Genomic DNA, 24780 nt, shown 5'->3' with positions numbered 1-24780 from the left:
GAAAAATTCCATCATTCATTCGTAAACAACACGGCCAGCAGCCTGCGGCTGTCTGTCTAAAGTCGGCCGGGGTGAAGTAACGGTGTGAAGTGCTTACGTGATGATGGGCGGGGCACGGCTGCGGGCACCGGGGAACACGGTTTGCCGGGCATGGCCCAGGCGTGGGGCGGGGGTCAGGGCGTTGGCGGGCGGCGGGCTGCCGAGGGTGACAAACGACACGCTGCCAGGCAGCGCCGGGCAACTGAAGAGCAGGCTGCAATAGCCGCACTTTTCCCAGAGCACGTGGTGTTCGTCGGGTGCTTTGTGGTGATCGGTCGCAGGCTTGGCGGCGCCATGGCAGCTCGGCGCGTCCATGGACATTTCCATCGACATGCCGGCGTGATGATCCATCGGCATCGCTTGGGAAATCAGCGGACCGATAAAGATCATCAGCATGGCGAACAGGCTGATCCAGCTGCCGCGCATAAGGCCTACAGGCTTACGGCGGTGCGGGGACAACCTGGCGCGTGGGGCGCCCATCAAGGTTTATCTATTGGGCGTGCATGTGTTCGTGGCCGGCCATGGGTGGCTGCTTCTGCACTGACACTTCCACCTTCACTGGCCCGGCCTTTTCAAAGTTCAGGGTCAGCGGAAAATGCTGGCCGTCGCGCAAAACGCTGCGGTCCTTCAGGTCCAGCAGCATCACGTGGTAGGCCATGGGCGCGAACGCCAGGTCACCTTTGGCCGGCACCGCGACGCTGGTCACCTGCTGCATCTTCATCAGATCGCCCTGCATCACATGCTCATGCAGTTCGGCCTTGGCGGCCACGGGCGTGTCGACGCTGAGCAAGCGATCCGCATGCTCGCCCTGGTTATGAATCACGAAATACGCCGCGACGGTCGGCGCATTGGGCGGCAGTTCCTGGGACCAGGGTTCGCTGACCACCAGTTCGCCGACCTTGAAGTCTTCGGCATTGGCAGCAGCACACACCGGCAGCAACAACGCAGCCAGAAGCAGGGAAGATTTGAGCATGGCAGTTCTCCAGAACGGTTCTAAACGCAGTTCACTTGCGAAGAAATCAGACCGTTGGAGAGGCGCGGGGGTTAAGGCTCGGCCATTGCTGGCGCGGGGTGGGGGATTGCAATGACGGCGGCGGCAGGTCTTGCACCGCGTCGAATCTTGCGAAATAGAGTGTTGGTGAATGCCCCGGCAACGCCACTAATGGCGCCGAGCCCGAGCAGCACCAGCAATGCTGCATGGTGGAGTGATCGTCCTGCTGCGGCGCCGGAATCTCCAGCTTGCCCAGGGCAATGGCCGTCAGCTTGTTGGCATTGGAGGAGCAGAAACTGCCCCACAGCAGTTGCTTGACCGGGTCATCCGCCTGCTGCATCGCACCCGCCAGCGGCATGGCAAACGCATTGAACAGCACTGCAAGGCAGGCTATCCAGGCAATTGCAAAGCGTTGACGGGCCATGGCGGACAATCCGTAGGGTTAAGCGATCAGGTGGGTATTTAGCCTGATCGGGGAGGATAAGTAAAAAGGGGCGGTGTGGTTTGGTGTCGCAGTGCTGGGTTTGAGGATAGACGGGAATCAAGGATTTCCATTTTTTTCAAATGGGCCGCGATGTTTAGTGCGACAGCTGAATGCTGTGGGAGCTGGCTTGCCTGCGATACAGGCGACTCGGTCTTCCTGCTGGAACGAGGTGATGCTATCGCAGGCAAGCCAGCTCCCACAGTTTGGATTGTGTTCGATTCGAATGTGGCGGCCCTCCACAGAAACTTCCGACAGTGATTGGCGGTTGTCCTTGGGAAACTCAATCTCTAGTCTCCGAACACCACTGCAAACTCAGTGGTCGGGCGTCGCGGCCCGGATCCTATAGGCGCTAAGCGCCATCGTCTGCTTTCAGTTGACGCTTTTTTATCGTCTACTGTGCGGCGCTATGGTGGCTGTGCGCGGGATACCTTCGGGTATGCCGGGTTGCCTAGGGACCGGTCCGCGAACCTGCGCACAGCTGCCACCTTCCATCGCGTCGCGGCGATCAGTGGCAGCTCCACATCCCTTAGGAGCTTCACAATGATTAAACCTACCCCCAATCCCCCCTTTCGGCTGTTCACCGTAGCCGACGGAATCAGCACCGAAGACCTGTTGGTCAACCTCATTGAAACACTCGTCTCGGCCAATGCGCTGAGTTGCGACTTGGCGTTTAGCCTGGAAGGATCGAAGCGAGAGGAGTTGTTGGGGCGTCGCTCAGTTGATCGAGCTGGCGGAGTTACTGGCTGATCGGGTGCACGAAGGTGGCGGAAAACGCATTTAACACTTCGATGATCGATCGTTCCTGCGCTGATGTGTGGGAATGATCCCGTGAGACGCCTTTAAACGTCCCAGCTTGCTTCCCGTATGTGATTGAAGTTCACGACATCTACGCTGTGCTGATGAGCAAATCCAGCGACTCTTAGGTCATCTGTCAAAACTAGATAATTATCTTTGGCTGCACAGATAATACCGACGTCGGTAAGTCCGTAGGGCGACAGCTCATAATCGCAACTTATATCAAGAGCAGGGCAGTGAATCTCAATGACTGTCGATAATGATTTTTTTAATGTTGCGTAGAAGTCGTGTAGCTTGCTCCCATAAAGCCCGTTTGTAAGGTTGCTGACTTCCGCAAGTATAGGAGGAGTTGAAATAAGCTTTTCGAATTGATCAATCACGTTAAGCAGAAGTTTGTAATCTTTGGCGGTGTACCCGCTTGTTCTTTTGAAGCCTGCAATACTGGGTGTGCCTCCGATCAGTGCCAAGAGCAGCAGGTTAGTGTCGACTATGATTCCTTTTCTTCGATATTGCCGGATATATGTTTCGATCATACTTCGCGGATCTTCATGGAGCGGAACTCGCCAGTCTCCGAGTCAATGAAGAATGTTTTATATTTTCTTGCGTACATTTGTCCCGCTAAAGATGCGCCTAATCGTTGATATTTATCAGGGGCTGGAACATTGAAGTCAAGTGTTATTGCCCACGTTTTGTCGCCTGGGTTTAACTCGACTTCCTCAAGCATCAAGTCCTGAAGCACTGTTTCCTGGCCGAGAAAGTCATTGGCTGCTGCCTTGGCAACTTGCACGGCTTCTTTGACGTCTATCATGTCAGCTCCTGAATAGAATTGAGTCTGGCTTGAACTGTTTCTGGAGTGTAGCACTTCATGTTGTGGATTCATCGCCGTCCCTTTAGTCACAAATAGAGTTGATAGAGGTGGGCGATGATCCTGATCTATCGAATGAAATCTGCCAATAACTCGATTGTTTCTGCGGGCGACAAAAGCTCCTGATCCACCGCCACCAACACCGGCCGCCTCAACACCAACACCGGCACCCCCCGCTCCCGTGCCACTTCCAGCTTCGGCTCGGTAGCCGTGCTGCCGCTGTTCTTGCTGATCAGCACATCAATCTGCCGCCGCTCAAACAGCGCCCGTTCATCCTCGATCAAAAACGGCCCACGGGCGCCAATCACTTCGCAGCGTTCATTGCCGGGGTACACATCCAGTGCGCGCAGTGTCCAGAACTGCTCGGCGGGGATTTCGTCGAGGTGTTGTAACGGTTCACGGCCCAGCGTGAACAGTGGTCGCTTGAAGGGTTTCAGAGCTTCAATCAACTCCGCCCAGTCACCGACTTCGCGCCAGTCATCACCCGCCTGTGGCTGCCACGCCGGGCGGCGCAGGGCCCAGCAGGGAATGCCACACACACCCGCAGCACGGGCGGCGTTGGCGCTGATCTGTGCGGCATACGGATGGGTCGCGTCCAGCACCAGCTCGATACCTTCATCGCGAATGAACTGCGCCAAACCTTCCGCGCCGCCATAGCCACCGACGCGCACCTGGCACGTAAGGTCGGTGGGAACGCGGCCAACACCCGCCAGGCTGTAGATATGTTCGGGCCCCAGTGTGCGGGCGATGGCCAGGGCTTCCGTCACGCCGCCCAACAGCAGGATGCGTTTCATAGCGGCTTGATCACTTCCAGCAGGGTGATCGGCAGCGCCTGGCGCCAGGTATCAAAGCCCCCCAGTGGCTGGGCCTGGGCCACATGAATGCGGGTCAGCTCGCCGCCGTGTTGTTCGCGCCAGGCCATCAGGGTCATTTCACTTTGCAGGGTCACGGCGTTGGCCACCAGCCGGCCGCCCGGGCGCAGGTGTTGCCAGCAAGTGTCGAGCACGCCGTCGCGGGTGACGCCGCCGCCGATGAAGATGGCGTCCGGCGCTTCCAGCCCGTTCAGGGCGTGGGGCGCGGTGCCGCGAATCAGTTGCAGGCCGGGGACGCCAAGGGCATCACGGTTATGTTCGATCAACAGTTGCCGGCCTTCATCGGCCTCGATGGCCAGGGCGCGGCAGCTGGGGTGGGCGCGCATCCATTCGATCCCGATGGAGCCGCTGCCCGCGCCCACGTCCCACAGCAGTTCACCGGGCATCGGCGCGAGGCGGGCGAGGGTCATGGCGCGCACGTCGCGCTTGGTCAGTTGGCCGTCGTGCCTGAAGGCCGAGTCCGGCAGCCCTGCCAGGCGTGACAGGCGCGCTGTGTTGGCGTCGGCCACGCAGTCGATGGCCAGCAGATTCAACGCGGCAATCGGTTCGCCAGGCCAATCCCGGGCGATGCCGTCGATGCGGCGCTCATCCGGCCCGCCGAGGTGTTCAAACACACTCAGGCGACTTGCGCCAAACCCGCGCTCGGCCAATTGTGTGGCAATCGCCGCCGGGCTCTGGCCGTCATTGCTCAGCACCAGCAAACGCACGCCGCTGGCCAGATGCGCATTCAGCGCCGCCATCGGCCGGGCAACCACCGATAGCGTCACTACCTCTTGCAACGGCCAGCCCAGACGCGCCGCCGCCAGGGACACGGAAGAGGGCGCCGGCAGGATCAGCAGCTCATTGGCGGGCACCTGCCGCGCCAGGCTCGCACCCACGCCATAGAACATCGGGTCGCCGCTGGCCAGCACGCACACCGCTTCACCACGCCTGGCCAGCACCGGCTCCAGGGAAAACGGGCTGGGCCACACCTGGCGTTCGCCACGGATGCACACCGGCAACAAGTCCAGCTGGCGTTGCCCGCCAATAATGCGCGAGGCGCGCAACAGGGCGTGCCGGGCGTTTCTGCCCAGGCCCTTGAAGCCGTCTTCACCGATGCCTACTACCGTCAGCCAGGGCGACATATGAATTCCTTGAACGACATCCGACGGGCAGGCTTTTCATGCCGCCGGACAAAGCAGGCATAATACCGCGCCTTTACCCGTGAACCGGTAGCCCCGTGAAACCAATACCACCGTCCAATACCTTGCGCCCCTCGGCCTGTCCGGGGTTGCTGCGTATTGTCCAGGCGTTGGATGGCGGGATTTGCCGCATCAAACTGGCGGGCGGTTCGATCCGTGCCGAGCAGGCGTTTGCCGTGGCCGACGCCGCCCAGGCCCATGCCGGCGGGGTGATCGAGGCGACCAACCGCGCCAACCTGCAGATTCGCGGGATCGGCGCCGAACAGGATGCATTGATCGCCGCCTTGCTGGCCGCCGACCTGGGCCCCAAGCGTGCCGCCGGTGATGATGTGCGCAACCTGATGCTCAGCCCCAGTGCCGGCATTGACCGCGAGATGCTGTTCGATACCCGACCGTTGGCCGACCAGATCCTCACCACCCTGGAAACCCACCCGCGTTTCCATGAGCTGTCGGCCAAGTTCGCCGTGCAACTGGACGGCGGTGAAGCCCTGGCGATGCTCGAGCATCACCACGACCTGTGGCTGTCAGCCTTCGATGCCAATGGCAACACGCTGTTGGCATTCGGCCTGGCAGGCTGCCCGGCGCGGGATGCGCCCTTGGCGGCGGTACCTTTGGCGCAAGGGCATGCACTGGTGGTGGCGGTGCTGGAGCGGTTCCTTGAACTGGCCCGGCCTGATCAGACCCGTATGCGCCATCTGCTGGCTGAAACCGCTGTGGATAACTTTTTGCGGCAGCTGAATATGCCATTGCAGCCGGTTGATGGCTTTTCAAGGCACTCCAACCCCGCGCCGCTGCACCTGGGAAGTTATCCACAGCGCCAAAAAAACCAGGTCTACGTCGCCGCCGTCGCACCCTTGGGCCGCCTGGATTCGGCGATGCTCAGGGGCGCAGCGCAGTTGGCCGTCGACCATGGCGACGCCACCTTGCGTGTCACGCCATGGCAAGGCCTGCTGCTGCCCAATATCCAGGATGCGGCGACTGTCACCGAACGCCTCGAACAGCTTGGCTTTTTGTGTTCGGTGGACCAACCCCTCGCACGGATGATCGCCTGCACCGGCGCCGGCGGTTGCGCCAAAGGCCTGTCCGACACCAAGGCCGACGCCGTGCAACTGGCCGCGCTTGCGCCCGGCCACAGCGTGCACCTGTCCGGCTGCCCGCGTTCCTGCGCGGCCGCACACACCGCGCCGGTCACCCTGCTGGCGGTAAGTCCCGGCCACTACGACCTCTATTTTCGCGACGCAGGCCTGCCCGGTTTCGGCCGCCTGCACGCGCGCACTCTTTCTATTGAAGCGGCGGGCGCCTTGTTGCGCGCTCACCCACGGAGCAACACCGATGATTGATTACATCCGCGACGGTCAGGAGATCTATCGCAACTCCTTCGCGATCATTCGCGCAGAAGCCCGGCTTGATCGCATCCCTGCCGACCTGGAAAAACTCGCGGTGCGGGTGATTCATGCCTGCGGCATGGTCGACGCCATCGACGGCCTGCAATTTTCCGAAGGTGCCGGCAAGGCCGGGCGCGAAGCCCTGGCCGCTGGCGCGCCGATCCTGTGTGATGCGCGGATGGTCTCCGAAGGCGTGACCCGTACGCGCCTGCCGGCCAACAATCAGGTGATCTGCACCCTGCGCGACGACAGCGTGCCGGAGTTGGCCCGCAAGCTGGGCAACACCCGTTCCGCCGCCGCCCTGGAGCTGTGGCGCCCGCACCTGGAAGGCAGTGTGGTGGTGATCGGCAATGCGCCGACAGCGCTGTTTTACCTGCTGGAAATGCTCGACGCCGGCGCGCCAAAACCTGCACTGATCCTCGGTTTTCCGGTGGGCTTTGTCGGCGCCGCCGAATCCAAGGCGATGCTGGCGGCAGACAGCCGCGGCGTACCGTTCGTGATCATGCAGGGCCGCCTCGGCGGCAGTGCGATGGCCGCCGCCGCGGTCAACGCCTTGGCCACGGAGGTAGAATGATGCCGGCACGCGGACGTTTGATTGGCCTGGGCGTAGGCCCCGGCGATCCGGAACTGATTACCCTCAAAGCCCTGCGCCTGCTGCGCGAATCGCCGGTGGTGGCGTACTTCGTGGCCAAGGGCAAGAAGGGCAACGCCTTCGGCATCATCGAAGACCATTTGGTGCCCCAGCAAACCCTGATGCCGCTGGTGTACCCGGTGACCACTGAAGTGTTGCCGGCGCCGCTGTCCTACGAGCAAGTGATCAGCGATTTCTACGACACCGCCAGTGTCGACGTTGCGGCACATCTGGACGCGGGGCGCGATGTGGCGGTGATCTGTGAAGGCGACCCGTTCTTCTACGGCTCCTACATGTATTTGCACGACCGCCTGGCCGAGCGCTACGAAGCCCAGGTGATCCCGGGTGTGTGCTCGATGCTCGGTGGCGCCTCTGTACTGGGCGCACCGTTGGTGTACCGCAACCAGAGCCTGTCGGTGCTTTCCGGCGTGCTGCCCCATGACGAACTCAAGCGTCGCCTGGCGGATGCCGACGCGGCGGTGATCATGAAGCTGGGGCGCAACTTCACCAAGGTGCGTCAGGTACTGGAAGAATTGGGATTGGCGAGCCGGGCGTTGTACGTCGAGCGCGCGACCATGGCCAATCAGAAAATCGTCGCTCTGGATCAGGTCGATCCGACGTCCTCGCCGTATTTCTCGTTGATCATCGTTCCTGGTGAAAGGTGGCAAGGCTGATGACGGCTCCCGCGATTGTCATCCTGGGGCAGGGCAGCCTCGCCACGGCCCGCGCTATCCAGCAGGTGTATCCCGACGCGCTGATCCACGGCCTGGCCGGGCGGGTCGAGGGCGCAGATCAGGCCTATAACGAATTCGGCGCCAGCGTGCGCCAGTTGTATCAACAGGGCACGCCGATCATCGCCCTGTGCGCCGCCGGGATTGTGATCCGCACCCTGGCGCCGCTGTTGCTGGAGAAGGGCGTCGAGCCTGCTGTACTGGCCGTCGCCGAAGACGGCAGCGCGGTAGTGCCGTTGCTCGGTGGCCTCGGTGGTGTAAACGTGATGGCGCGGGAAATCGCCGCTGCCCTGGACGTTGCCGCCGCGATCACCACCAGTGGCGAGCTGCGTTTTGGTACCTGCCTGCTTAACCCGCCCCATGGTTATCAGCTGGGGGATCTGGAGCTGGGCAAACGCTTTGTCTCGGATTTGCTGGCTGGCGAATCAGTACGCATTGAAGGCGCGGCGCCGTGGCTGGATCAGGCCAACTTGCCCCAGGATCAACAGGCGCGCCTGGCGATTCACGTCGGCAGTGCCGAGCGCACACCTGCGGCCAATGAGTTGCTGATTTATCCGAAGACGGTGCTGGTTACCTGCCAGCCGGGGCCGCAACTGGCCGGGCGAATTCGTGCGGCGTTGCAGGATGCCGGGCTCGCCGTGCAGTCCCTGGCTTGCCTGCTGGCGGCTGAAACGGAGATGGCCGATTCGTCATTGCACGAAGCGGCGTTGGAGCTGGGCGTGCCATTGCGCTTCGCCGATCTGGCGCCTCAGGCGGACATCGCGATCACGGTGGCCGAGGCTCCTCTGGACCTGTCCCTGATCGGTCGTCCCCGTGGCCGCCTCGCGGTGATCGGTCTGGGCCCCGGCGCTGCCGAACTGATGGTACCGGCAGTAAAAGCCGAGCTGGCCCGCTGCACTGACGTGCTGGGTTACGAAACCTATGTGCGCATGGCCGGGCCGTTCCGCGCGGACCAGATCCAGCATTGCACCGACAATCGCGAAGAGATGCAGCGCGCGCGTCATGCCTTTGAGCTGGCGGCGCAGGGGCGTTCGGTGGTGGTGGTGTCTTCGGGTGACCCGGGTGTATTCGCCATGGCCGCCGCGGTGATCGAAGCCTTGCACGAGTCCAGCGACCCGGCCTGGCATCAGGTCGACCTGGAGATTTTGCCGGGCGTGTCGGCATCCCTCGCCACGGCGGCCCAGGCAGGTGCCCCGCTGGGGCATGACTTCTGTGTGATGTCACTGTCGGACAACCTCAAACCCTGGTCGATCATCGAGAAGCGCCTGGACCTGGCGTCCCAGGCCGACCTGGCGCTGGCGTTCTATAACCCGATTTCCCGTGCGCGGCCCTGGCAGTTGGGACGCGCCCTGGAAATCGTCGCGCAGCACCGCACGCCTGAAACACCGGTGGTCTTGGGCCGTGACATCGGTCGCCCGGGCCAGACCCTGCGAGTCACCACCCTGGGGCAACTGACGCCGGAGCAGGTGGACATGCGCACCATGGTGCTGATCGGTTCGTCCACCACCTGCGTCTTTGCGCGGGCAGGTGGTGGCGAGTGGGTCTACACGCCACGTTGGTACGGCGAGAAACCCGCCTCCTGAAAACAACGGCGGCCCCGCCATGGGGCCGCCTTGAAACGTCAGTCATTGATGCCGGAAAGGTCTGCTTGCCGAGGTTTTTTTGCATCGGCTCAAGTCATACCTTTCTCTACGGCTTGAAGAAAAGCACGGCGCTTTTGTGTGCCGCCGCCTCATCCCCAGCGTTTACTCAGCTGCGCCGCCTGCAGTGATTTTTCCTGCGGGTCGTGGCGCGTCCCGTGGTCAATTTCCAGCAGCTCAAAATCCCCGGCAAGTCGACTAGTGTTGGCGTTGAGCCCCATGTTGGGGGTTATGGAGAAATGGCTATGGAGCGAAACAACAAACGGATCAACAGCGCAAAAAGGAGGAAGCTGATTGCCGCTTACCGGCTTCCGGGCGCGCCCGGCCTGGCGTCGGGGTTGAGCGCGCCGGTGAAGCCCGAGGCGGATGATGAGCTGGACGCGGCGGTGGTGAACAACAGCGTCATGTCGTTTGTGCAAGGCATGACCAGCCTCAACAAGGAGTACACCCGCAAAAGCTATTTGCTGGCGAGCAGCTACGTCAGCGATGTGCTGCGGGTCGCCCGGGGCACAGAGGCCTGGTACAACGAATTCATCAAGGTCATGAGCAGCCTCGGCTGGATGCCGGTCAGGAGCAGTTTCGAGCGGGTGTACACCTCTCGCAAGGGGCTGTCGGTACAGCTGGCGGCGCTGAACCTGATGGCGGCCACCGTGGCCTCGACGTTTCTATCGGGGCCGCTGATCAGTGTATTGCCCAAACGGGTGGCGGAGGCGGTTGAAGCCTTGAAGCAGCTCCCGGCCTCATTTGAGTTATTCAAGCGAAATACCACCACGCGTGACGGTGGCGATTTCGGCTTGGCGTCCTGCTCGGAAATCGCCGGGGAAGTTTCGATGGTGCTGGTGACGTACAGCTCCCACGGCGTCAGCAAGCAACTGGGCATACCGTTTCTGGAGTGGGACAGTGCATCCGTCGAGGCCTTCAGTGGCCGCACGTGCCTGGTGCTGAACAGCTCGGTGGTCAACGAAGACACGATTCAACTGCTGCGGGACAGCGCAGGGGACAAGGTCCGCCTGGCTATCGCCAACTACAGGATTTGATCTACGGCACCAGGTAACCGCGTACACCGGTGAAGATGATTTGTGCGGCCAGGGCGCACACGAACAGCCCCATCAACCGGCTGACAATCTGCAAGCCCTGGTCGCCGAGGATGCGTTCGATACGGTTGGACAGGTACAGCACCACGCCCACCGTCAGGCTGGCCAGGGCGATACTGAGGATCGCGGTGATCTTGTCGTCCCAGTGCGGCTGGCTGACGCCCATCACCAGCAGCGCACCGATGGTGCCGGGGCCGACGGTCAGGGGAATGGTCAGCGGCACGATGGTCACGTCCTGCTGCACGTTGTCGGTCTGCACCGCTGACTTGCCCTGGGCCATGCCCAGGGCCGAGATGAACAGCACACTGCCGGCGCCGATGCGGAAGGCGTCGACGGTGATGCCGAACACACTGAAAATCACCCGGCCGAACAGGTAGAGCAACACGCTCGATACCAGGGTGGCGAGGGCCACTTTCCAGGCCAGGCGCCGCCGCTCCTTGCTGGAGTAACCGCGAGTCAGGCTGATAAAGCAGGAGAGCACGAAGAAGGGGCTGTAGAGCACCAGCATCTTCAGGTAAACGCTGAATAGCACGTGGAGCATGGGCGCGGCTCGCGGCGGGGACGAGTGGGGAGTCTATCAGGCGCCACGGAACAAATGTGGGAGCTGGCTTGCCTGCGATAGCGGTGTATCAGCCAAAAAATCAGGTGTCTGATGCACCGCTATCGCAGGCAAGCCAGCTCCCACAGGGAGAGCGTATTTCAGGTCAGGTAGGTGCGTGCTCAGGGCGCTGTTGGCGCTGTGCCACCCAGTACTCCACCAGCTCGCGCAATTGCGACAACTCCACCGGCTTGGCCATGTGCCCGTCCATCCCGGCCTGGCGTGCACGCTCTTTATGTTCCGAAAGAATGTGCGCGGTGAGTGCCACGATTGGCGTACGAATCCGCTGGTTGCTGACTTCCCACGCGCGCAGTTGCTGGGTCGCGGAGAAGCCGTCGAGGATCGGCATTTCACAGTCCATCAACACCAGGTCGTAGCGCTGGGCCTTCATTGCCTGCAGGGCTTCTTCGCCGTTGCTGGCGGTGTCGGGCTGCAGGTTGAGCTTGCCGAGCATGCCGCGAATCACCTTGGTGGAGATGCTGTTGTCCTCCGCCACCAGGATCCGGAAGTCACTCGGCACGGTCACCGGGGCCGGCGCGCTGATCGCCGGCTGGCGTGGTTGCACGGAGCCCTTGCTGCGCTGGGTCAACTCATCGGCAAGGGTGGTCTTGAGGGTATAGCCGGCCACGGGTTTGGCGAGGATGCGCTTGATCCCGCAGTTGCGCGCGATGATCTTGCTCGGCGCATTGCTGATGCCGGTGAGCATGATCAGCAGGATGTCGTGGTTCAGGCTCGGGTCTTCCTTGATCTTCGCCGCCAGTTGCATGCCGGTCATGCCGGGCATGTTCTGGTCCAGCAGCACCACGTCGAAATAGTCCCGCAGGTGCGCCTTGGTGCGCAGCAGCGCCAGGGCTTCCTTGCCCGAAGGCACGGCACTCACGTTCAGGCCCCAGGCCGTGCATTGCTGCACCAGCACTTTGCGGCAAGTGTCGTTGTCGTCCACCACCAGCACGCGCGCGCCCTTGAGCGGGCCGTCGAGGTCGGAGGTCGGGTGCTCCAGGCGTTCCGGGTCCAGCGGCAAGGTCAGCCACAGGGTGCTGCCTTGCTGGCTGCCACTCTTGATGCCGAATTCGCCGTTCATCAACAGGATCAGCTGGCGGGCAATGACCAGGCCCAGATGGCCGCTCAGGCGGGTGGCAGAGAGGAAGTTCTTGCTGTGCAACTCGCTGTGCAGCAGGGCGTCGCGCTCGGCGGGTTCCATCGGCAGGCCGCTGTCTTGCACGGCAATGCGCAGGCGCGGTTTGCTGCTGCGCTCGTCCAGTGCGACGACGATCAGTACTTCGCCTTCATCGGTTTTTTGCAGGGCATTTTCCAGCAGGCTCAACAGTGCCTGGCGCAGCCGCGTCGGGTCGCCGCTGATCACCCGGGGTACCTGGGGCTGGATAAAGCTGATCAGCTCGACGTTCTGCTGCTCGGCCTTGGCGCGGAAAATACTCAGGCAGTCTTCGATCAGCGCGTTGAGGTCGAACTGCACATCGTCCAATTCGATCTGCCCGGATTCCAGCTTGGAGATGTCGAGAATCTCGTTGATCAGGGTGAGCAGTTCGTTGCCGGCGCTGTGGATGGTTTGCACGTAGTCGCGTTGCTTGACTGAAAGCGGGGTGCCCAGCAGCAGTTCGGTCATGCCCAGCACGCCGTTCATGGGCGTGCGAATTTCGTGGCTGATCTTCGCCAGGAATTCGGCCTTGGCGGCGATTTCGGCGTTGCTGGCCGCCAGGTCGCGGCTGAGGCTGAAGTTGTCTTCGGTGATGGCGCGCTGGCGTTCGCCCAGGGCCAGGCTCATCAACAGGCCACTGAGGCAGATAAAGCCGAGCAGGGTGATGATCAAGCCTTGTGGCGGCACCAGCGTCAGGCCCAGCAAGGCCGGGAGAATAATCAGCGTGCCGATGTTGAAGATCACCATCGCCAGCATGAACAGGCGCGCCGGGCGGTAGCCCTTTTGCCAGTGATAGGCCGAGACGAACAACATGCTCAGGCCGGCCAGCGCCACCAGGGCGTAGGTGATGATGTTCAGGGGCAAGGTGTTGACGAACAGCAGCAACAGGCCGGTCAGGACGATCAGCAGGATGTCGGCCATCAACAGCTTGTTCAGCGGATGCGGGCCCAGTGGCGCAAAGAAGCGGTAGGCAAACATCAGCCCGCACGGCGCGGTCAGCAGCAGGGCGAGGTAGGCACCGGGGGTTTGTACCGCGTGCCAGTTCGGCAACCACGGGCCCAGCACGTTGAGCAGCAGCGCAAGGCTGAGCAGCAACAGCAATTCGCAGGCGGCGAGCCACAGGCTGCTGCGGGAGCGATGGTAGGCGTAGCGGGTGAGGTTGTGCAGGATCAGCATCACCAGGCAACCGAACAGCAGCCCGTAGATCAGCGTCTGGTTCTGGTTGGCCGCAGCCAGCACGGCCGGCTCAAGGGTGATGTAGGGGCGCAGCTCGTGTTCCGAGACCATGCGCAGGTACACGTCCAGCGGCTTCTGGCTTTGCGGCATCGGCAGCATGAAGTCGCTGCTGGGCAGCGGGCGCTCGGCCTGGGGCTGGCGGGTGCCGGTAGCTTCCTGCTCCACCAGGGTGTCGCCGTCGAGTACATACAGGTTCAGGTGTGACAGGTCAGGGGCGAATACCCGCAGCACTTGCTCGTGTTTGCCGGGTTGCAGCCTGAAGCGTACCCACAACGCACCGTCCGGTTGCGCGGCGGTAATCCGGTCCAGTTCGATGGGGCTGAATTGATTGATGTAGCGGGGCGAGCGGATGTCGCTCAGTTGCAGATCGGCCTGTTCATCAAGCAATACTGCCCAGCCACTGCCTTGTGCGGCGGCCTGGGCCGGGAGCAAGCAGAGCAAGGTCAGCAGACTGACAGTGAAACCTATGGCGATCCTGAGCCAGCGCACGGCGAAATCCCTTCGTAGGTTGATGCATGGGTATAACTATGCGCGGGGCCACAAGCGTAGGGCAAGGGCCAGAGGCCCCTGCCTAACCGAACGGATAGCTGTTTACTGACTTTCGCCACGCTCACGGGCAATGGCGCGGTAGCCAATGTCGGTGCGGTAGAAGCAGCCTTTCCAGTCGATCTTCGCCGCCAGCTTGTAAGCCTGTTGCTGGGCGGCATCTACGCTGCTGCCCATGGCGGTTGCGCACAGTACGCGACCACCGGCGGTGACGACCTTGCCATCCTTGAGCGCAGTGCCCGCGTGGAACACCTTGCCTTCCAGCGTAGCAGCCGCGTCCAGACCTTCAATCACATCGCCCTTGGCGTAGTCGGCCGGGTAGCCGCCGGCGGCCAGCACGATGCCGACGCTCGGGCGCGGGTCCCACTGGGCTTCGACCTTGTCCAGGGCCTGGGCCAGCGCAGCTTCAACCAACAGCACCAGGCTCGATTGCAGGCGCAGCATCACCGGTTGGGTTTCCGGGTCGCCGAAGCGGCAGTTGAACTCGATGACTTTCGGGTTACCGGCCTTGTCGATCATCAAGCCGGCGTACAGGAAACCGGTGTACACATTGCCTTCGTCGGCCATGCCGCGCACGGTTGGCCAGATGACCAGGTCCATCACGCGCTTGTGCACTTCGGCAGTCACTACCGGAGCAGGGGAGTAAGCGCCCATGCCGCCGGTGTTCGGGCCGCTGTCGCCGTCACCCACACGTTTGTGGTCCTGGCTGGTGGCCATCGGCAGTACGTTCTTGCCGTCGACCATCACGATGAAGCTGGCTTCTTCGCCGTCGAGGAACTCTTCGATCACCACGCGCGAACCGGCTTCACCGAAAGCGTTGCCGGCGAGCATGTCGCGCACGGCGTCTTCGGCTTCGGCCAGGGTCATTGCGACGATCACGCCTTTACCGGCGGCCAGGCCGTCGGCCTTGATCACGATCGGTGCACCGACTTCACGCAGGTAGGCCAGGGCCGGCTCGATCTCGGTGAAGTTCTGGTAGTCGGCGGTCGGGATCTTGTGGCGCGCCAGGAAATCCTTGGTGAAGGCTTTCGAACCTTCCAGCTGGGCAGCGCCGGCGGTTGGGCCGAAGCAGTCCAGGCCACGGCTGCGGAACAGGTCCACAACGCCAGCTACCAAGGGCACTTCCGGGCCGACGATGGTCAGGGAAACGTTTTTCTCGGCAAAGTCCGCCAGTTGCTCAAGGGCCAACACGTCGATGGCGACGTTTTCGCACTTGGCTTCAATGGCGGTACCGGCGTTGCCGGGGGCGACGAAAACTTTCTGGACACGTGGGTCCTGGGCAACTTTCCAGGCCAGGGCGTGTTCACGGCCACCGCTGCCAATGATCAAAACATTCATTTCAAAAACCTCGGATGACGCTGAATTCTGACCGTTCCCACGCTCTGCGTGGGAATGCCTCTTGTGACGCTCTGCGTCACGCTTTGGGACGCGGAGCGTCCCGGGCTGCATTCCCACGCAGAGCGTGGGAACGAGCAATCAGTGACGGAAGTGGCGCATGCCGGTGAAGACCATGGCAATGCCGGCTTCATCAGCCGCTGCAATCACTTCTGCGTCACGCATCGAGCCGCCCGGTTGGATCACGGCGGTAACACCGGCTTTCGCGGCGTTGTCCAGGCCATCACGGAACGGGAAGAATGCGTCGGACGCCATCACCGAACCGGCGACCTGCAGGCCGGCATGTTCTGCCTTGATCGCAGCGATGCGTGCCGAATTCACGCGGCTCATCTGGCCCGCGCCGACACCGATGGTCTGGCGGTTCTTGGCGTAGACGATGGCGTTGGATTTAACGTACTTGGCGACTTTCCAGGCGAAGATCAGGTCGTTGATTTCCTGTTCGGTCGGGGCGCGCTTGGTCACCACTTTCAGATCGGCGCTGCCGATCATGCCGATGTCGCGGCTCTGTACCAGCAAGCCGCCGTTGACGCGCTTGTAGTCCCAGGCAGCGGCACGCTCGGCCGACCACTCGCCGCACGCCAGCAGGCGCACATTGGCCTTGGCGGCAACGATGGCGCGAGCCTCTTCACTGACGGATGGCGCGATGATCACTTCAACGAACTGACGCTCGACGATCGCCTTGGCGGCCTCGGCGTCCAGCTCACGGTTGAAGGCGATGATGCCGCCGAAGGCCGACTCGGTGTCGGTGGCGTAGGCCAGTTCGTAGGCCTGGCGGATACCGCCTTCAGCGTCCGGGCTCACGGCCACGCCGCACGGGTTGGCGTGCTTGACGATCACGCAGGCTGGCTTGACGAAGCTCTTCACACATTCCAGCGCGGCGTCGGTGTCGGCCACGTTGTTGTACGACAGCTCTTTGCCTTGCAGTTGGGTCGCGGTGGCGATGCCGACTTCAGCAGGCTTGGCCTCAACGTAAAACGCCGCGCTCTGGTGCGGGTTCTCGCCGTAGCGCATTTCCTGGGCCTTGATGAACTGGCTGTTGAAGGTGCGCGGGAACTGGCTGCGACCTTCTGTGCTGAGGGTTTCAGCGGCCTGGTTCACGGTGCCCATGTAGTTGGCGATCATGCCGTCGTAGGCAGCGGTGTGTTCGAAGGCCTTGAGCATCAGGTCGAAGCGCTGGGCGTAGGTCAGGCCGCCGGCTTTCAGGCTTTCCAGTACGTTGGCGTAGTCGCTGGCGTTCACCACGATGGCCACGTCTTTGTGGTTCTTGGCTGCCGAGCGAACCATGGTCGGGCCGCCGATATCGATGTTTTCGATGGCGGTCGGCAGGTCGCAGCCTGGCTTGTTGATGGTGGCTTCGAACGGGTACAGGTTAACGGCCACCAGGTCGATCGGCTTGATGCCGTGCTCGCTCATGATGGCGTCGTCGATACCGCGACGACCGAGGATCCCGCCGTGGATTTTCGGGTGCAGGGTCTTGACCCGACCGTCCATCATCTCTGCGAAACCGGTGTAGTCCGCCACTTCCACTGCGGCCACGCCGTTGTCCTGCAGCAGTTTGAAGGTCCCGCCGGTGGAGAGAATCTCCACGCCCAGGGCTTCCAGCTCCCGGGCAAATTCGAGGATCCCGGTCTTGTCGGAGACACTGATCAAGGCACGGCGGATCGGCAGGCGGGTAGTCTGGTCGGTCATTTCAATTTCCATCAAAAGCAAAGGAGTCAGCAAAAAAGGCGTCCGTTTTTACGCGGGCGCCTTTCTGGTTTGATTGAATGCTTACAGCAAATCGTACTGCTTGAGTTTCTTGCGCAGCGTGCCACGGTTCAGACCGAGCAGCTCACTGGCCTTGGTCTGGTTGCCCTTGACGTAGTTCATCACGCTTTCGAGCAACGGCGCTTCGACTTCGGAGAGCACCAGGTTGTACACGTCCGTGACGGCAGCGCCCTCAAGGTGGGCGAAATAATTGTGCAGCGCCTTCTCGACACTCCCGCGAAGGGTCTGGCCTTCTTCGCTCGGCGTGTTGAGGTGCTGTTTCAAATTGACGTTGTCGCTCACGGGTGTTGTTCCACTCACTAAAGTCTCGGTCATCATCGTCATGCGGCCACCCCTTCTCCGTCCCCTGTCACCAGGCTCTTGTAACGCTCGGAGAAGAACTCACGAACGTTGGCGCACTGTGCTTCCGTATCATCCAAACGATTGAAGTGGGCGCGAAACTCCCTGGCGCCCGGCAAGGTTGCGAGATACCAGCCCACATGCTTGCGAGCAATGCGTACTCCCATCACGTCTCCGTAGAAGGCGTGCAGGGCGGCCAGATGCTCTAGCAGAATACGTTCCACCTCGATCAGCTCCGGTGCCGGCAAGGTTTCGCCGGTACGCAGAAAATGCTCGATCTCACGAAAAATCCACGGCCGCCCCTGGGCAGCCCGGCCAATCAACAGGCCATCGGCGCCGGTCGCGTGCAGCACGCGCCGGGCTTTCTCGGCTGAGTCGATGTCGCCGTTGGCAAAGACGGGAATCGACACCGCCTGCTTGATCGCGGCAATGGTGTCGTACTCGGCTTCACCGGTGTAAAGGTCGGCGCGGGTGCGGCCATGCACCGCCAGCGCTGTAATGCCCGCCTGCTCGGCGATCTTCGCCACCGTCAGGCCATTCTTGTTGTCCCGGTCCCAACCGGTGCGGATCTTCAGGGTGACCGGCACATCCACTGCAGCGACAACGGCATGCAGGATCTCGCTCACCAACTGCTCATCCTTCAACAGGGCAGAACCTGCGGCCTTGTTGCAGACCTTCTTGGCCGGGCAACCCATGTTGATATCAATAATCTGCGCCCCCAACTCCACGTTGGCCCGGGCCGCATCCGCCAGCATCTGCGCATCACCGCCGGCGATCTGTACCGAGCGGGGCTCGGGATCACCTTCGTGGATCATGCGCATCCGCGATTTGCGGGTGTTCCACAGGCTCATGTCGCTGGTGACCATTTCCGAGACTACAAGCCCTGCGCCCAAACGCTTGCAAAGCTGACGAAAGGGCTGGTCGGTGACGCCCGCCATCGGGGCGAGGATCAAGCCGTTGTGCAATGTGTATGGGCCGATGCGTACCGCCGACATAGGACTTCCCTGTTGTGGGGCCGGATCATTAGAGTTCGAAAAAGGGTTGGCATGATACCCGCTCTCGATGACTGGATAAAGGCTGAATTGGATAAAATCTGAGCAGTTATTTTCTTATCGCCGCAGGTTTGGTCAAAGGCGATGCAGTCAATAATCTGCCGTCAAGCACCGGCCAGGCAGCCGTTTCACTCGGGGGAGTGGAAGCTCAGGCTGTAATTCACCGCTTTGTTGCCCGGGTCGAGGATGTCCAGGGCAATGTGGATCGGCGTCTGGGAGGGCATCTCGGTCACGCCTGCCAACTCGCCGCTGAGGTATTCGGCGGGTTTGAAGCGACGACTGGCGATCATATTCCCGTTCATGTCGGCAAAGCGTAGCTCCAGCAGCGGGAACGGTTGGGAGAATGTCGCGCGGTTATAGATGATCGCGTCCACCACCAGGGCACCGGCAAACTCCGGGTGGCTGCGCACCACCAGGTTGCTGCTCTTGATGTGGGCGATATCGACCCGGGATGGCACGGTGCAGCCCAGTTTCGGGCACAGTTCCTGGAACCATGGGCGGTAGGCGTCCTGGCGTGCCAGGTCGTCGAATTGGTAGGCGACGTATTGTCCCGCCAGGCCGGCGGCGGCCAGCAGCACCAGCAAGCCCCAGAACAGGCGGCGGCCCCAGCCGGAGGAACGCTTCTGTGAATACAGGTGCAGCGGGTCGTCTTCCAGGTCCGAAAGCAGGTCGTCGTGGGCGCCAGCCTCGGGGCGAGGGCGCTTGCGTTTGGGCTGCGGGCGTTCCGGTTGTTCGGGTTCCGGCTCGTCTGCTACGGCGGTTACCGGTGGGTCGAGTTCGTCATCGGTGGGGCTTGTGTGCAGCGGTGGTTCGTCGTCCGGCTCGACCGCTTCAAACGACATCGACGGTTCGGTGCGCTTGGGTTTGCCTGGGCTTGCCTTGGCCGGTTGCGGTTCCTCGTCGGCCGTTTGCGGGGCTTGGGCCCGTTCATCCCGGGGTTCGCTGAACAGGCTGGAGGCCCATTGCTCTTCCTCGGCCTTGGCCGTATCACGGCTGGCGCTGAGGGCATCTTCCTTTTGCCGACGATCGGCGCCGGGCTGGCGACGGTCGGCACCCACGGGTTGGGTGTGCTGGATCTCGCGACGTTCCAGCTTGGCCAGTTCTACGTCGAGGTCCAAGTTATCCAGGTCCAGCTCTTCGGCGGTCCATTGCTTCTGGCTGATGGCTCGCGGCGCTTGGGGGGGCGGTTCTACGGCTGCCGGCGGCTCTGCCGCAGGTGGTGCCTGGGGCGCGGGCGCATTGGCGCGCTGCTCCAGCAGTTGGCGAGCGGCATTGAACACTTGCAGGCACGACCCACAGCGCACCACGCCACGGGCCACGCTCAATTGAGCGTGGTTGACGCGAAAGCGTGCTTGGCAGTGTGGGCACTGGGTGACGAAACTGTCGGTCATGCGGCCATCCGATTCATGCAGGCGCTCATTCTAGCGCCGACGACCACTGATGCGTACCCAGCCATCGCGGTTGGCGATCGGATCCAGCTCAAAATCCTGGGCGTAGGCGGCGGCAACGTCTTCGCCCTGTTCGGCGAGGATGCCCGACAGCGCCAGGCGGCCGCCCGGCTTGACCAGGCTCGACAGCTGCGGCGCCAGGGAAACCAGCGGCCCGGCAAGGATATTGGCCACCAGCACGTCGGCTTGCACCTGGGGCAATTGCTCCGGCAGGTACAGCGGGAATTTCTCTTCAGCGATGTTATTGCGCCCGGCGTTATCGCGGGAGGCTTCCAGGGCTTGCACGTCGATATCGGTACCGACCGCTTCCTTGGCGCCCAGCAGCAGGGCAGCGATCGCCAGGATCCCCGAGCCACAGCCGAAGTCCAGCACGTTGCAGTCTTTCAGGTCCTGGCCATCGAGCCATTCCAGGCACAGTGCGGTGGTGGGGTGGGTGCCGGTGCCGAACGCCAGGCCCGGGTCCAGCAGCAGGTTCACGGCGTCAGGCTCGGGGGCGGCATGCCAGCTCGGCACGATCCACAGGCGCTGGCCAAAACGCATTGGCTGGAAGTTGTCCATCCAGCTGCGTTCCCAGTCCTGGTCTTCGATGATTTCGCTGTGATGCTCCGGCAGCGGGCCGCCGGTGAGCAGTTCCATGTGGGCCAGGACGCTGGCGGCATCGGTGCCGTCTTCGAACAGGGCCAGCAGATGGGTGTGGGACCACAGCGGGGTGGTGTTGAGCTCGGGTTCGAAGATCGGCTGGTCTTCGGCGTCCATGAAGGTCACCGACACGGCGCCCACTTCGAGGAACGCGTCTTCGTAGGTTTCGGCTTGTTCTGGGCTGATGGCGAGACGGACTTGCAGCCAAGGCATGGCGGGCACCTTTGAAAAAATGAGTGTGCAGCGGGGTAGGGCTGCGAAAGACGCGCAAGTTTACGCGAGCGAACAGCAGAAGACGACTGTACTGCTGGTGTACACAGAACAAAATGTGGGAGCGGGCTTGCTCGCGAATGCGGTGTGTCAGTAATGGATGTGTTGACTGGCACACCGCATTCGCGAGCAAGCCCGCTCCCACAAGGGGAATGTATCCATCCAGAAAAATCGGGTGGGCAGAAACAACAAAACCGCCCGAAGGCGGCTTTGTTGGGTGGAGCACTTCGCTTACTGATTAGCCAGCTTGTGTTCCAGGTAGTGAATGTTCACACCACCTTCGCAGAAGCCTTCATCGCGAACCAGGTCCCGATGCAGCGGGATGTTGGTCTTGATGCCGTCTACCACGATTTCGTCTAGGGCATTACGCATACGGGCCATGGCCTCGTCGCGGGTGGCGCCCCAGGTGATCAGCTTGCCGATCAGCGAGTCGTAGTTGGACGGAACCTTGTAGCCGCTGTACAGGTGCGAATCCACACGTACGCCGTTGCCGCCGGGCGCGTGGAAATGCTTGACCAGGCCAGGGCTTGGGATAAAGGTTTTCGGGTCTTCGGCGTTGATCCGGCACTCCAGGGAGTGGCCGTGGATCTTCACATCATCCTGGGTAAACGACAGCTTGTTGCCAGCGGCGATGCTCAGCATCTCCTTGACGATGTCGATACCGGTGACCATCTCCGAAACCGGATGCTCTACCTGCACACGAGTGTTCATCTCGATGAAGTAGAAACGGCCGTTCTCGTACAGGAACTCGAAAGTGCCCGCGCCACGGTAGTTGATGTCGATGCACGCCTTGACGCAGCGAGCCAGTACTTCCTGGCGAGCTGTTTCGTCCAGGCCCGGTGCCGGCGCCTCTTCCAGTACCTTCTGGTGACGGCGTTGCAGCGAGCAATCGCGGTCGCCCAGATGGATGGCGTGGCCCTGGCCGTCGGACAGTACCTGCACTTCCACGTGACGTGGGTTGGTCAGGTACTTTTCCAGGTAGACCATCGGGTTGCCGAACCAGGCGGCAGCTTCCGAGCGAGTCTGCTTGGCGGCTTCGATCAGTTCTTCTTCCTTGTGCACCACGCGCATGCCGCGACCACCACCGCCACCGGCGGCCTTGATGATCACCGGGTAACCGACTTCGCGACCAATGCGCAGGGCGGTTGCCTCGTCTTCAGGCAGCGGGCCGTCGGAACCTGGAACGGTAGGTACGCCGGCCGCGATCATGGCGTCCTTGGCCGATACCTTGTCGCCCATCAGGCGAATGGTTTCGGCTTTCGGGCCGATGAAGGCAAACCCGGATTTCTCCACCTGTTCGGCGAAATCGGCGTTTTCCGCGAGGAAGCCGTAGCCGGGGTGGATGCCATCAGCGCCGGTCACTTCAGCGGCGGCGATGATGTTCGAGACTTTCAGGTACGAGTTCGTGGCCAGTGGCGGGCCGATGCAGATGCTTTCGTCCGCCAGTTTCACGTGCATCAATTCGGTATCGGCCGTCGAGTAAACAGCGACGGTCTTGATGCCCTCTTCCTTACAGGCGCGCAGGATACGCAGCGCGATCTCGCCGCGGTTGGCGATCAGGACTTTTTGCAGTTTCTTCGCAGGTTTCAACATCGAAGGCGCTCCGCGGTTCAAACGATGGTGAACAGCGGCTGGTCGTACTCAACCGGCTGACCGTTTTCTACCAGGATGGATTCGATGACGCCGGCTTTTTCCGCCGTGATGTGGTTCATCATCTTCATCGCTTCAACGATGCAGATGGTGTCGCCCACTTTCACGGTTGCGCCGACTTCAACGAAGGCTGGCGAGGTCGGTGCCGGGGTGCGGTAGAAGGTACCGACCATTGGCGACTTGACCACGAAACCGTTCAGTTTTGGAGCCGCCGGGGCTTCGGCAGCCGCCGCGACCGGAGCAGCCGCCACGGGTGCAGCGGCCGGAGCCGGCGCTTGCATCTGTGGTGCGTAGAACTGTTGGGCCGGGGTCTTGCTGTGACGGCTGATCCGTACGGATTCCTCGCCTTCCTTGATCTCCAGCTCGTCGATACCGGATTCTTCCAGCAGTTCGATCAGTTTCTTAACTTTACGGATATCCATGAATCATCAACTCCCAAAGGGTCGGTCAGGGGCGCTTGGCCGTGTCTTCAAGCTGTTCCAGGGCGGCCTCCAGGGCCAGTCGGTAACCGCTGGCGCCAAGGCCGCAGATCACTCCTACCGCAACGTCGGAGAAGTAAGAGTGATGGCGGAAAGGTTCGCGTTTGTGCACGTTCGATAAATGCACTTCGATGAATGGGATGCTCACCGCCAGCAGCGCGTCACGTAATGCAACGCTTGTGTGCGTAAAAGCGGCGGGATTGATCAGGATAAAGTCCACGCCTTCGCTGCGCGCGGCATGGATACGATCAATCAGTTCGTACTCGGCATTGCTTTGCAGGTAGAGCAGATGGTGGCCGGCATCACGTGCCCGTCGTTCCAGATCGAGGTTGATCTGTTCGAGGGTCACTGCCCCGTAGACGCCCGGTTCGCGGGTGCCGAGCAGGTTCAGGTTGGGTCCGTGAAGAACCAGTAAGGTCGCCATCGGCTGTTCCTTGTTATTGATGTGGGCACGGTAGAACCCGGCGACTATGCCGCAAAGGCTTTGTGACTGTCCAGTTCTATGCAGTAGGCAGCACGATTAGCGAGGATTGCGCAAAATATGTGACCGCGAGGCTGAATCCGGTCAGTGTGGGAGCTGGCTTGCCTGCGATGGCGGTGGTTCAGCCGCCACATGCGTTGACGGGTGCGCCGCCTTCGCGAGCAAGCCCGCTCCCACATTTTGATCTTCACAAGACGGGAGAGCCGGTCAGACGCGGAATGCCTGCACGGCGGTGTTGAGTTGCCCGCCTAGTACCAATAAGTGCTCGCCCTGGCGGCGTCCCTGGCCAATTCGCAGCAAGTTGTCCTCGCCCAGCTGGTGAATCCGCTCGCTGTTATCGCGGATTTCACTCACGGCGCCACTTTGCTGGGCCGTCACATCGGCGATCCGCACGGCGGTGTCGGAAATGGTCTGGATCGCCCCGACGATTTCATCCAGCGCGCCGTCAGCCGCCTGGGCTTGTTCGGCAGTGGCCTCGGCGTGTTCGACCTGGGCACGCATGCCTTCCACCGATTGCCGGGCGGCGGTTTGCAAGCCGACGATCAGGTGCTGGATTTCGGCGGTGGCGCCAGCGGTGCGCTGGGCCAGGGTGCGCACCTCATCGGCCACCACGGCGAACCCGCGCCCGGCTTCACCGGCCCGGGCGGCTTCGATGGCGGCGTTCAGCGCCAGCAGGTTGGTCTGGTCGGCAATCGAGCGAATCACCGTGAGTACGCCGCCGATGGTCGCGGACTCTTCGGCGAGTTTCTCGATCATCTGCGCATTTATCTGCACTTCGCCGACCAATGCGTGCAACCCGGTCAGGCTCAGGCCGATCACCCGTTGGCCCTGCTCGACGGCCTGGCCTGCGCTGCGGCTGGCCTCGGCAGCCTGGCTGGCGTCGCCGGCGACCTGCTGGATAGTCGCTTCCAGTTCGCCCAGGGAATCGCGAATCTGCGCGGTATCACCGGCCTGGCGCTCGGCCCCGTCGTGCATGCCGCTGCTCAACTCCGCCAGCGCGCTGCTGCTGCCGGCCA

At 62.0% G+C, this 24780-nt stretch carries 23 protein-coding genes and 2 pseudogenes; 6 read left to right on the top strand and 19 right to left on the bottom strand.

Annotation, left to right across the window (positions count from 1 at the left end; translation table 11 throughout):
* Positions 1-93: 93 nt before the first annotated feature.
* The 3 genes from HX801_RS18240 to HX801_RS18230 form a co-directional block, all read right to left on the bottom strand.
* Positions 94-465, bottom strand: a complete 372-nt coding sequence (locus tag HX801_RS18240; RefSeq protein ID WP_087693135.1) for a DUF2946 domain-containing protein — start codon at positions 463-465, stop codon at positions 94-96.
* A 64-nt stretch (positions 466-529) separates the two neighbouring features.
* On the bottom strand, positions 530-1012 hold the full coding sequence (locus tag HX801_RS18235; protein WP_177020779.1) for a copper chaperone PCu(A)C: 483 nt from the start codon (positions 1010-1012) through the stop codon (positions 530-532).
* Between the two features lie 46 nt (positions 1013-1058).
* A complete protein-coding gene (locus HX801_RS18230; RefSeq protein ID WP_008439034.1) occupies positions 1059-1454 on the bottom strand; it encodes a DUF2946 domain-containing protein in 396 nt (131 codons plus the stop codon).
* Positions 1455-2054: 600 nt separating this feature from the next.
* Here HX801_RS18230 and HX801_RS18225 point away from each other — a divergent pair.
* A pseudogene (locus tag HX801_RS18225) lies at positions 2055-2295 on the top strand (DUF6124 family protein).
* A gap of 58 nt (positions 2296-2353) precedes the next feature.
* On the opposite strand, the gene HX801_RS18220 reads toward HX801_RS18225, so the two are convergent.
* The 4 genes from HX801_RS18220 to cbiE all read right to left on the bottom strand — a co-directional run bounded on the left by HX801_RS18220 (position 2354) and on the right by cbiE (position 5170).
* Positions 2354-2842 (bottom strand): PIN domain-containing protein, encoded by a 489-nt coding sequence (locus HX801_RS18220; protein ID WP_177022476.1) that lies wholly within the window; start codon positions 2840-2842, stop codon positions 2354-2356.
* Complete coding sequence (locus HX801_RS18215; protein WP_177022475.1) at positions 2839-3117, bottom strand: hypothetical protein; 279 nt, start codon at positions 3115-3117, stop codon at positions 2839-2841. Before HX801_RS18215 ends, HX801_RS18220 begins: the two co-directional genes overlap by 4 nt.
* Before the next feature lie 125 nt (positions 3118-3242).
* The gene (locus tag HX801_RS18210) at positions 3243-3968 is read right to left on the bottom strand and encodes a cobalt-precorrin-6A reductase (protein ID WP_177022474.1); all 726 of its coding nucleotides are present in this window, start codon (positions 3966-3968) and stop codon (positions 3243-3245) included.
* A complete protein-coding gene (gene cbiE, locus HX801_RS18205; RefSeq protein ID WP_177022473.1) occupies positions 3965-5170 on the bottom strand; it encodes a precorrin-6y C5,15-methyltransferase (decarboxylating) subunit CbiE in 1206 nt (401 codons plus the stop codon). The genes HX801_RS18210 and cbiE overlap by 4 nt, the downstream gene beginning before the upstream one ends.
* A gap of 95 nt (positions 5171-5265) precedes the next feature.
* Here cbiE and cobG point away from each other — a divergent pair, with 95 nt between their 5' ends.
* From cobG to HX801_RS18180, 5 genes are all read left to right on the top strand, one after another.
* Positions 5266-6567 carry a precorrin-3B synthase gene (gene cobG / locus HX801_RS18200; protein WP_371316570.1) on the top strand — a complete coding sequence of 434 codons (1302 nt, stop codon included), beginning with the start codon at positions 5266-5268 and terminating at the stop codon, positions 6565-6567.
* Positions 6560-7186, top strand: a complete 627-nt coding sequence (locus HX801_RS18195; protein ID WP_177022472.1) for a precorrin-8X methylmutase — start codon at positions 6560-6562, stop codon at positions 7184-7186. The genes cobG and HX801_RS18195 overlap by 8 nt, the downstream gene beginning before the upstream one ends.
* Positions 7186-7917: a precorrin-2 C(20)-methyltransferase gene (locus tag HX801_RS18190; protein WP_003217336.1), complete on the top strand. Its 732-nt coding sequence runs from the start codon at positions 7186-7188 to the stop codon at positions 7915-7917. The genes HX801_RS18195 and HX801_RS18190 overlap by 1 nt, the downstream gene beginning before the upstream one ends.
* Positions 7917-9557, top strand: a complete 1641-nt coding sequence (gene cobJ / locus HX801_RS18185; protein WP_177008338.1) for a precorrin-3B C(17)-methyltransferase — start codon at positions 7917-7919, stop codon at positions 9555-9557. The genes HX801_RS18190 and cobJ overlap by 1 nt, the downstream gene beginning before the upstream one ends.
* A gap of 302 nt (positions 9558-9859) precedes the next feature.
* Complete coding sequence (locus HX801_RS18180; RefSeq protein ID WP_102606174.1) at positions 9860-10651, top strand: hypothetical protein; 792 nt, start codon at positions 9860-9862, stop codon at positions 10649-10651.
* 1 nt (position 10652) lies between these two features.
* Here the strand turns inward: HX801_RS18180 and HX801_RS18175 are convergent, their stop codons facing one another.
* From HX801_RS18175 to HX801_RS32295, 12 genes and pseudogenes are all read right to left on the bottom strand, one after another.
* Positions 10653-11249, bottom strand: a complete 597-nt coding sequence (locus HX801_RS18175; RefSeq protein ID WP_003217330.1) for a MarC family protein — start codon at positions 11247-11249, stop codon at positions 10653-10655.
* A gap of 163 nt (positions 11250-11412) precedes the next feature.
* The gene (locus HX801_RS18170; RefSeq protein WP_003217328.1) at positions 11413-14187 is read right to left on the bottom strand and encodes a hybrid sensor histidine kinase/response regulator; all 2775 of its coding nucleotides are present in this window, start codon (positions 14185-14187) and stop codon (positions 11413-11415) included.
* Positions 14188-14289: 102 nt separating this feature from the next.
* Entirely contained in the window at positions 14290-15582 is a 1293-nt protein-coding gene (gene purD, locus HX801_RS18165) for a phosphoribosylamine--glycine ligase (RefSeq protein ID WP_003217326.1), read from the bottom strand.
* Positions 15583-15720: 138 nt separating this feature from the next.
* Positions 15721-17328, bottom strand: a complete 1608-nt coding sequence (purH, locus tag HX801_RS18160; RefSeq protein WP_177022471.1) for a bifunctional phosphoribosylaminoimidazolecarboxamide formyltransferase/IMP cyclohydrolase — start codon at positions 17326-17328, stop codon at positions 15721-15723.
* An 81-nt stretch (positions 17329-17409) separates the two neighbouring features.
* Entirely contained in the window at positions 17410-17730 is a 321-nt protein-coding gene (gene fis, locus HX801_RS18155; RefSeq protein WP_003186237.1) for a DNA-binding transcriptional regulator Fis, read from the bottom strand.
* Complete coding sequence (gene dusB / locus HX801_RS18150) at positions 17727-18740, bottom strand: tRNA dihydrouridine synthase DusB (protein WP_003217321.1); 1014 nt, start codon at positions 18738-18740, stop codon at positions 17727-17729. The genes fis and dusB overlap by 4 nt, the downstream gene beginning before the upstream one ends.
* 185 nt (positions 18741-18925) lie before the next feature.
* Positions 18926-20188 carry a DUF3426 domain-containing protein gene (locus HX801_RS18145; protein ID WP_177022470.1) on the bottom strand — a complete coding sequence of 421 codons (1263 nt, stop codon included), beginning with the start codon at positions 20186-20188 and terminating at the stop codon, positions 18926-18928.
* A gap of 30 nt (positions 20189-20218) precedes the next feature.
* Complete coding sequence (prmA, locus tag HX801_RS18140; protein ID WP_003217316.1) at positions 20219-21097, bottom strand: 50S ribosomal protein L11 methyltransferase; 879 nt, start codon at positions 21095-21097, stop codon at positions 20219-20221.
* Positions 21098-21385: 288 nt separating this feature from the next.
* On the bottom strand, positions 21386-22747 hold the full coding sequence (gene accC, locus HX801_RS18135; protein ID WP_003217312.1) for an acetyl-CoA carboxylase biotin carboxylase subunit: 1362 nt from the start codon (positions 22745-22747) through the stop codon (positions 21386-21388).
* Positions 22748-22764: 17 nt separating this feature from the next.
* Positions 22765-23226, bottom strand: a complete 462-nt coding sequence (gene accB / locus HX801_RS18130) for an acetyl-CoA carboxylase biotin carboxyl carrier protein (RefSeq protein ID WP_003217309.1) — start codon at positions 23224-23226, stop codon at positions 22765-22767.
* Between the two features lie 25 nt (positions 23227-23251).
* On the bottom strand, positions 23252-23707 hold the full coding sequence (aroQ, locus tag HX801_RS18125; protein ID WP_003217307.1) for a type II 3-dehydroquinate dehydratase: 456 nt from the start codon (positions 23705-23707) through the stop codon (positions 23252-23254).
* A 264-nt stretch (positions 23708-23971) separates the two neighbouring features.
* Positions 23972-24466: pseudogene (locus tag HX801_RS32295) on the bottom strand (methyl-accepting chemotaxis protein); the annotation flags it as partial.
* Between the last annotated feature and the right edge of the window lie 314 nt (positions 24467-24780).

Source organism: Pseudomonas sp. G1002, from assembly GCF_013385455.1.
In the GTDB taxonomy this organism is placed as follows: Bacteria; Pseudomonadota; Gammaproteobacteria; order Pseudomonadales; family Pseudomonadaceae; genus Aquipseudomonas.
The sequence above is the reverse complement of the archived record's forward strand: the minus strand, read 5'-3'. Positions and strand labels throughout refer to the sequence as shown.

Excerpts from the sequence above, each read along its gene's own strand:
- prmA (WP_003217316.1), bottom strand. The coding sequence starts at position 21,097 with ATGCCTTGGCTGCAAGTCCGTCTCGCCATCAGCCCAGAACAAGCCGAA.
- HX801_RS18215 (WP_177022475.1), bottom strand. The coding sequence starts at position 3,117 with ATGATAGACGTCAAAGAAGCCGTGCAAGTTGCCAAGGCAGCAGCCAAT.
- HX801_RS18190 (WP_003217336.1), top strand. The coding sequence starts at position 7,186 with ATGCCGGCACGCGGACGTTTGATTGGCCTGGGCGTAGGCCCCGGCGAT.
- HX801_RS18220 (WP_177022476.1), bottom strand. The coding sequence starts at position 2,842 with ATGATCGAAACATATATCCGGCAATATCGAAGAAAAGGAATCATAGTC.
- accC (WP_003217312.1), bottom strand. The coding sequence starts at position 22,747 with ATGTTGAAACCTGCGAAGAAACTGCAAAAAGTCCTGATCGCCAACCGC.
- aroQ (WP_003217307.1), bottom strand. The coding sequence starts at position 23,707 with ATGGCGACCTTACTGGTTCTTCACGGACCCAACCTGAACCTGCTCGGC.
- HX801_RS18210 (WP_177022474.1), bottom strand. The coding sequence starts at position 3,968 with ATGAAACGCATCCTGCTGTTGGGCGGCGTGACGGAAGCCCTGGCCATC.
- HX801_RS18145 (WP_177022470.1), bottom strand. The coding sequence starts at position 20,188 with ATGACCGACAGTTTCGTCACCCAGTGCCCACACTGCCAAGCACGCTTT.
- HX801_RS18180 (WP_102606174.1), top strand. The coding sequence starts at position 9,860 with ATGGAGCGAAACAACAAACGGATCAACAGCGCAAAAAGGAGGAAGCTG.
- HX801_RS18230 (WP_008439034.1), bottom strand. The coding sequence starts at position 1,454 with ATGGCCCGTCAACGCTTTGCAATTGCCTGGATAGCCTGCCTTGCAGTG.
- cobJ (WP_177008338.1), top strand. The coding sequence starts at position 7,917 with ATGACGGCTCCCGCGATTGTCATCCTGGGGCAGGGCAGCCTCGCCACG.
- cbiE (WP_177022473.1), bottom strand. The coding sequence starts at position 5,170 with ATGTCGCCCTGGCTGACGGTAGTAGGCATCGGTGAAGACGGCTTCAAG.
- purH (WP_177022471.1), bottom strand. The coding sequence starts at position 17,328 with ATGACCGACCAGACTACCCGCCTGCCGATCCGCCGTGCCTTGATCAGT.
- dusB (WP_003217321.1), bottom strand. The coding sequence starts at position 18,740 with ATGTCGGCGGTACGCATCGGCCCATACACATTGCACAACGGCTTGATC.
- accB (WP_003217309.1), bottom strand. The coding sequence starts at position 23,226 with ATGGATATCCGTAAAGTTAAGAAACTGATCGAACTGCTGGAAGAATCC.
- purD (WP_003217326.1), bottom strand. The coding sequence starts at position 15,582 with ATGAATGTTTTGATCATTGGCAGCGGTGGCCGTGAACACGCCCTGGCC.
- HX801_RS18235 (WP_177020779.1), bottom strand. The coding sequence starts at position 1,012 with ATGCTCAAATCTTCCCTGCTTCTGGCTGCGTTGTTGCTGCCGGTGTGT.
- HX801_RS18195 (WP_177022472.1), top strand. The coding sequence starts at position 6,560 with ATGATTGATTACATCCGCGACGGTCAGGAGATCTATCGCAACTCCTTC.
- HX801_RS18240 (WP_087693135.1), bottom strand. The coding sequence starts at position 465 with ATGCGCGGCAGCTGGATCAGCCTGTTCGCCATGCTGATGATCTTTATC.
- fis (WP_003186237.1), bottom strand. The coding sequence starts at position 17,730 with ATGACGATGATGACCGAGACTTTAGTGAGTGGAACAACACCCGTGAGC.
- HX801_RS18175 (WP_003217330.1), bottom strand. The coding sequence starts at position 11,249 with ATGCTCCACGTGCTATTCAGCGTTTACCTGAAGATGCTGGTGCTCTAC.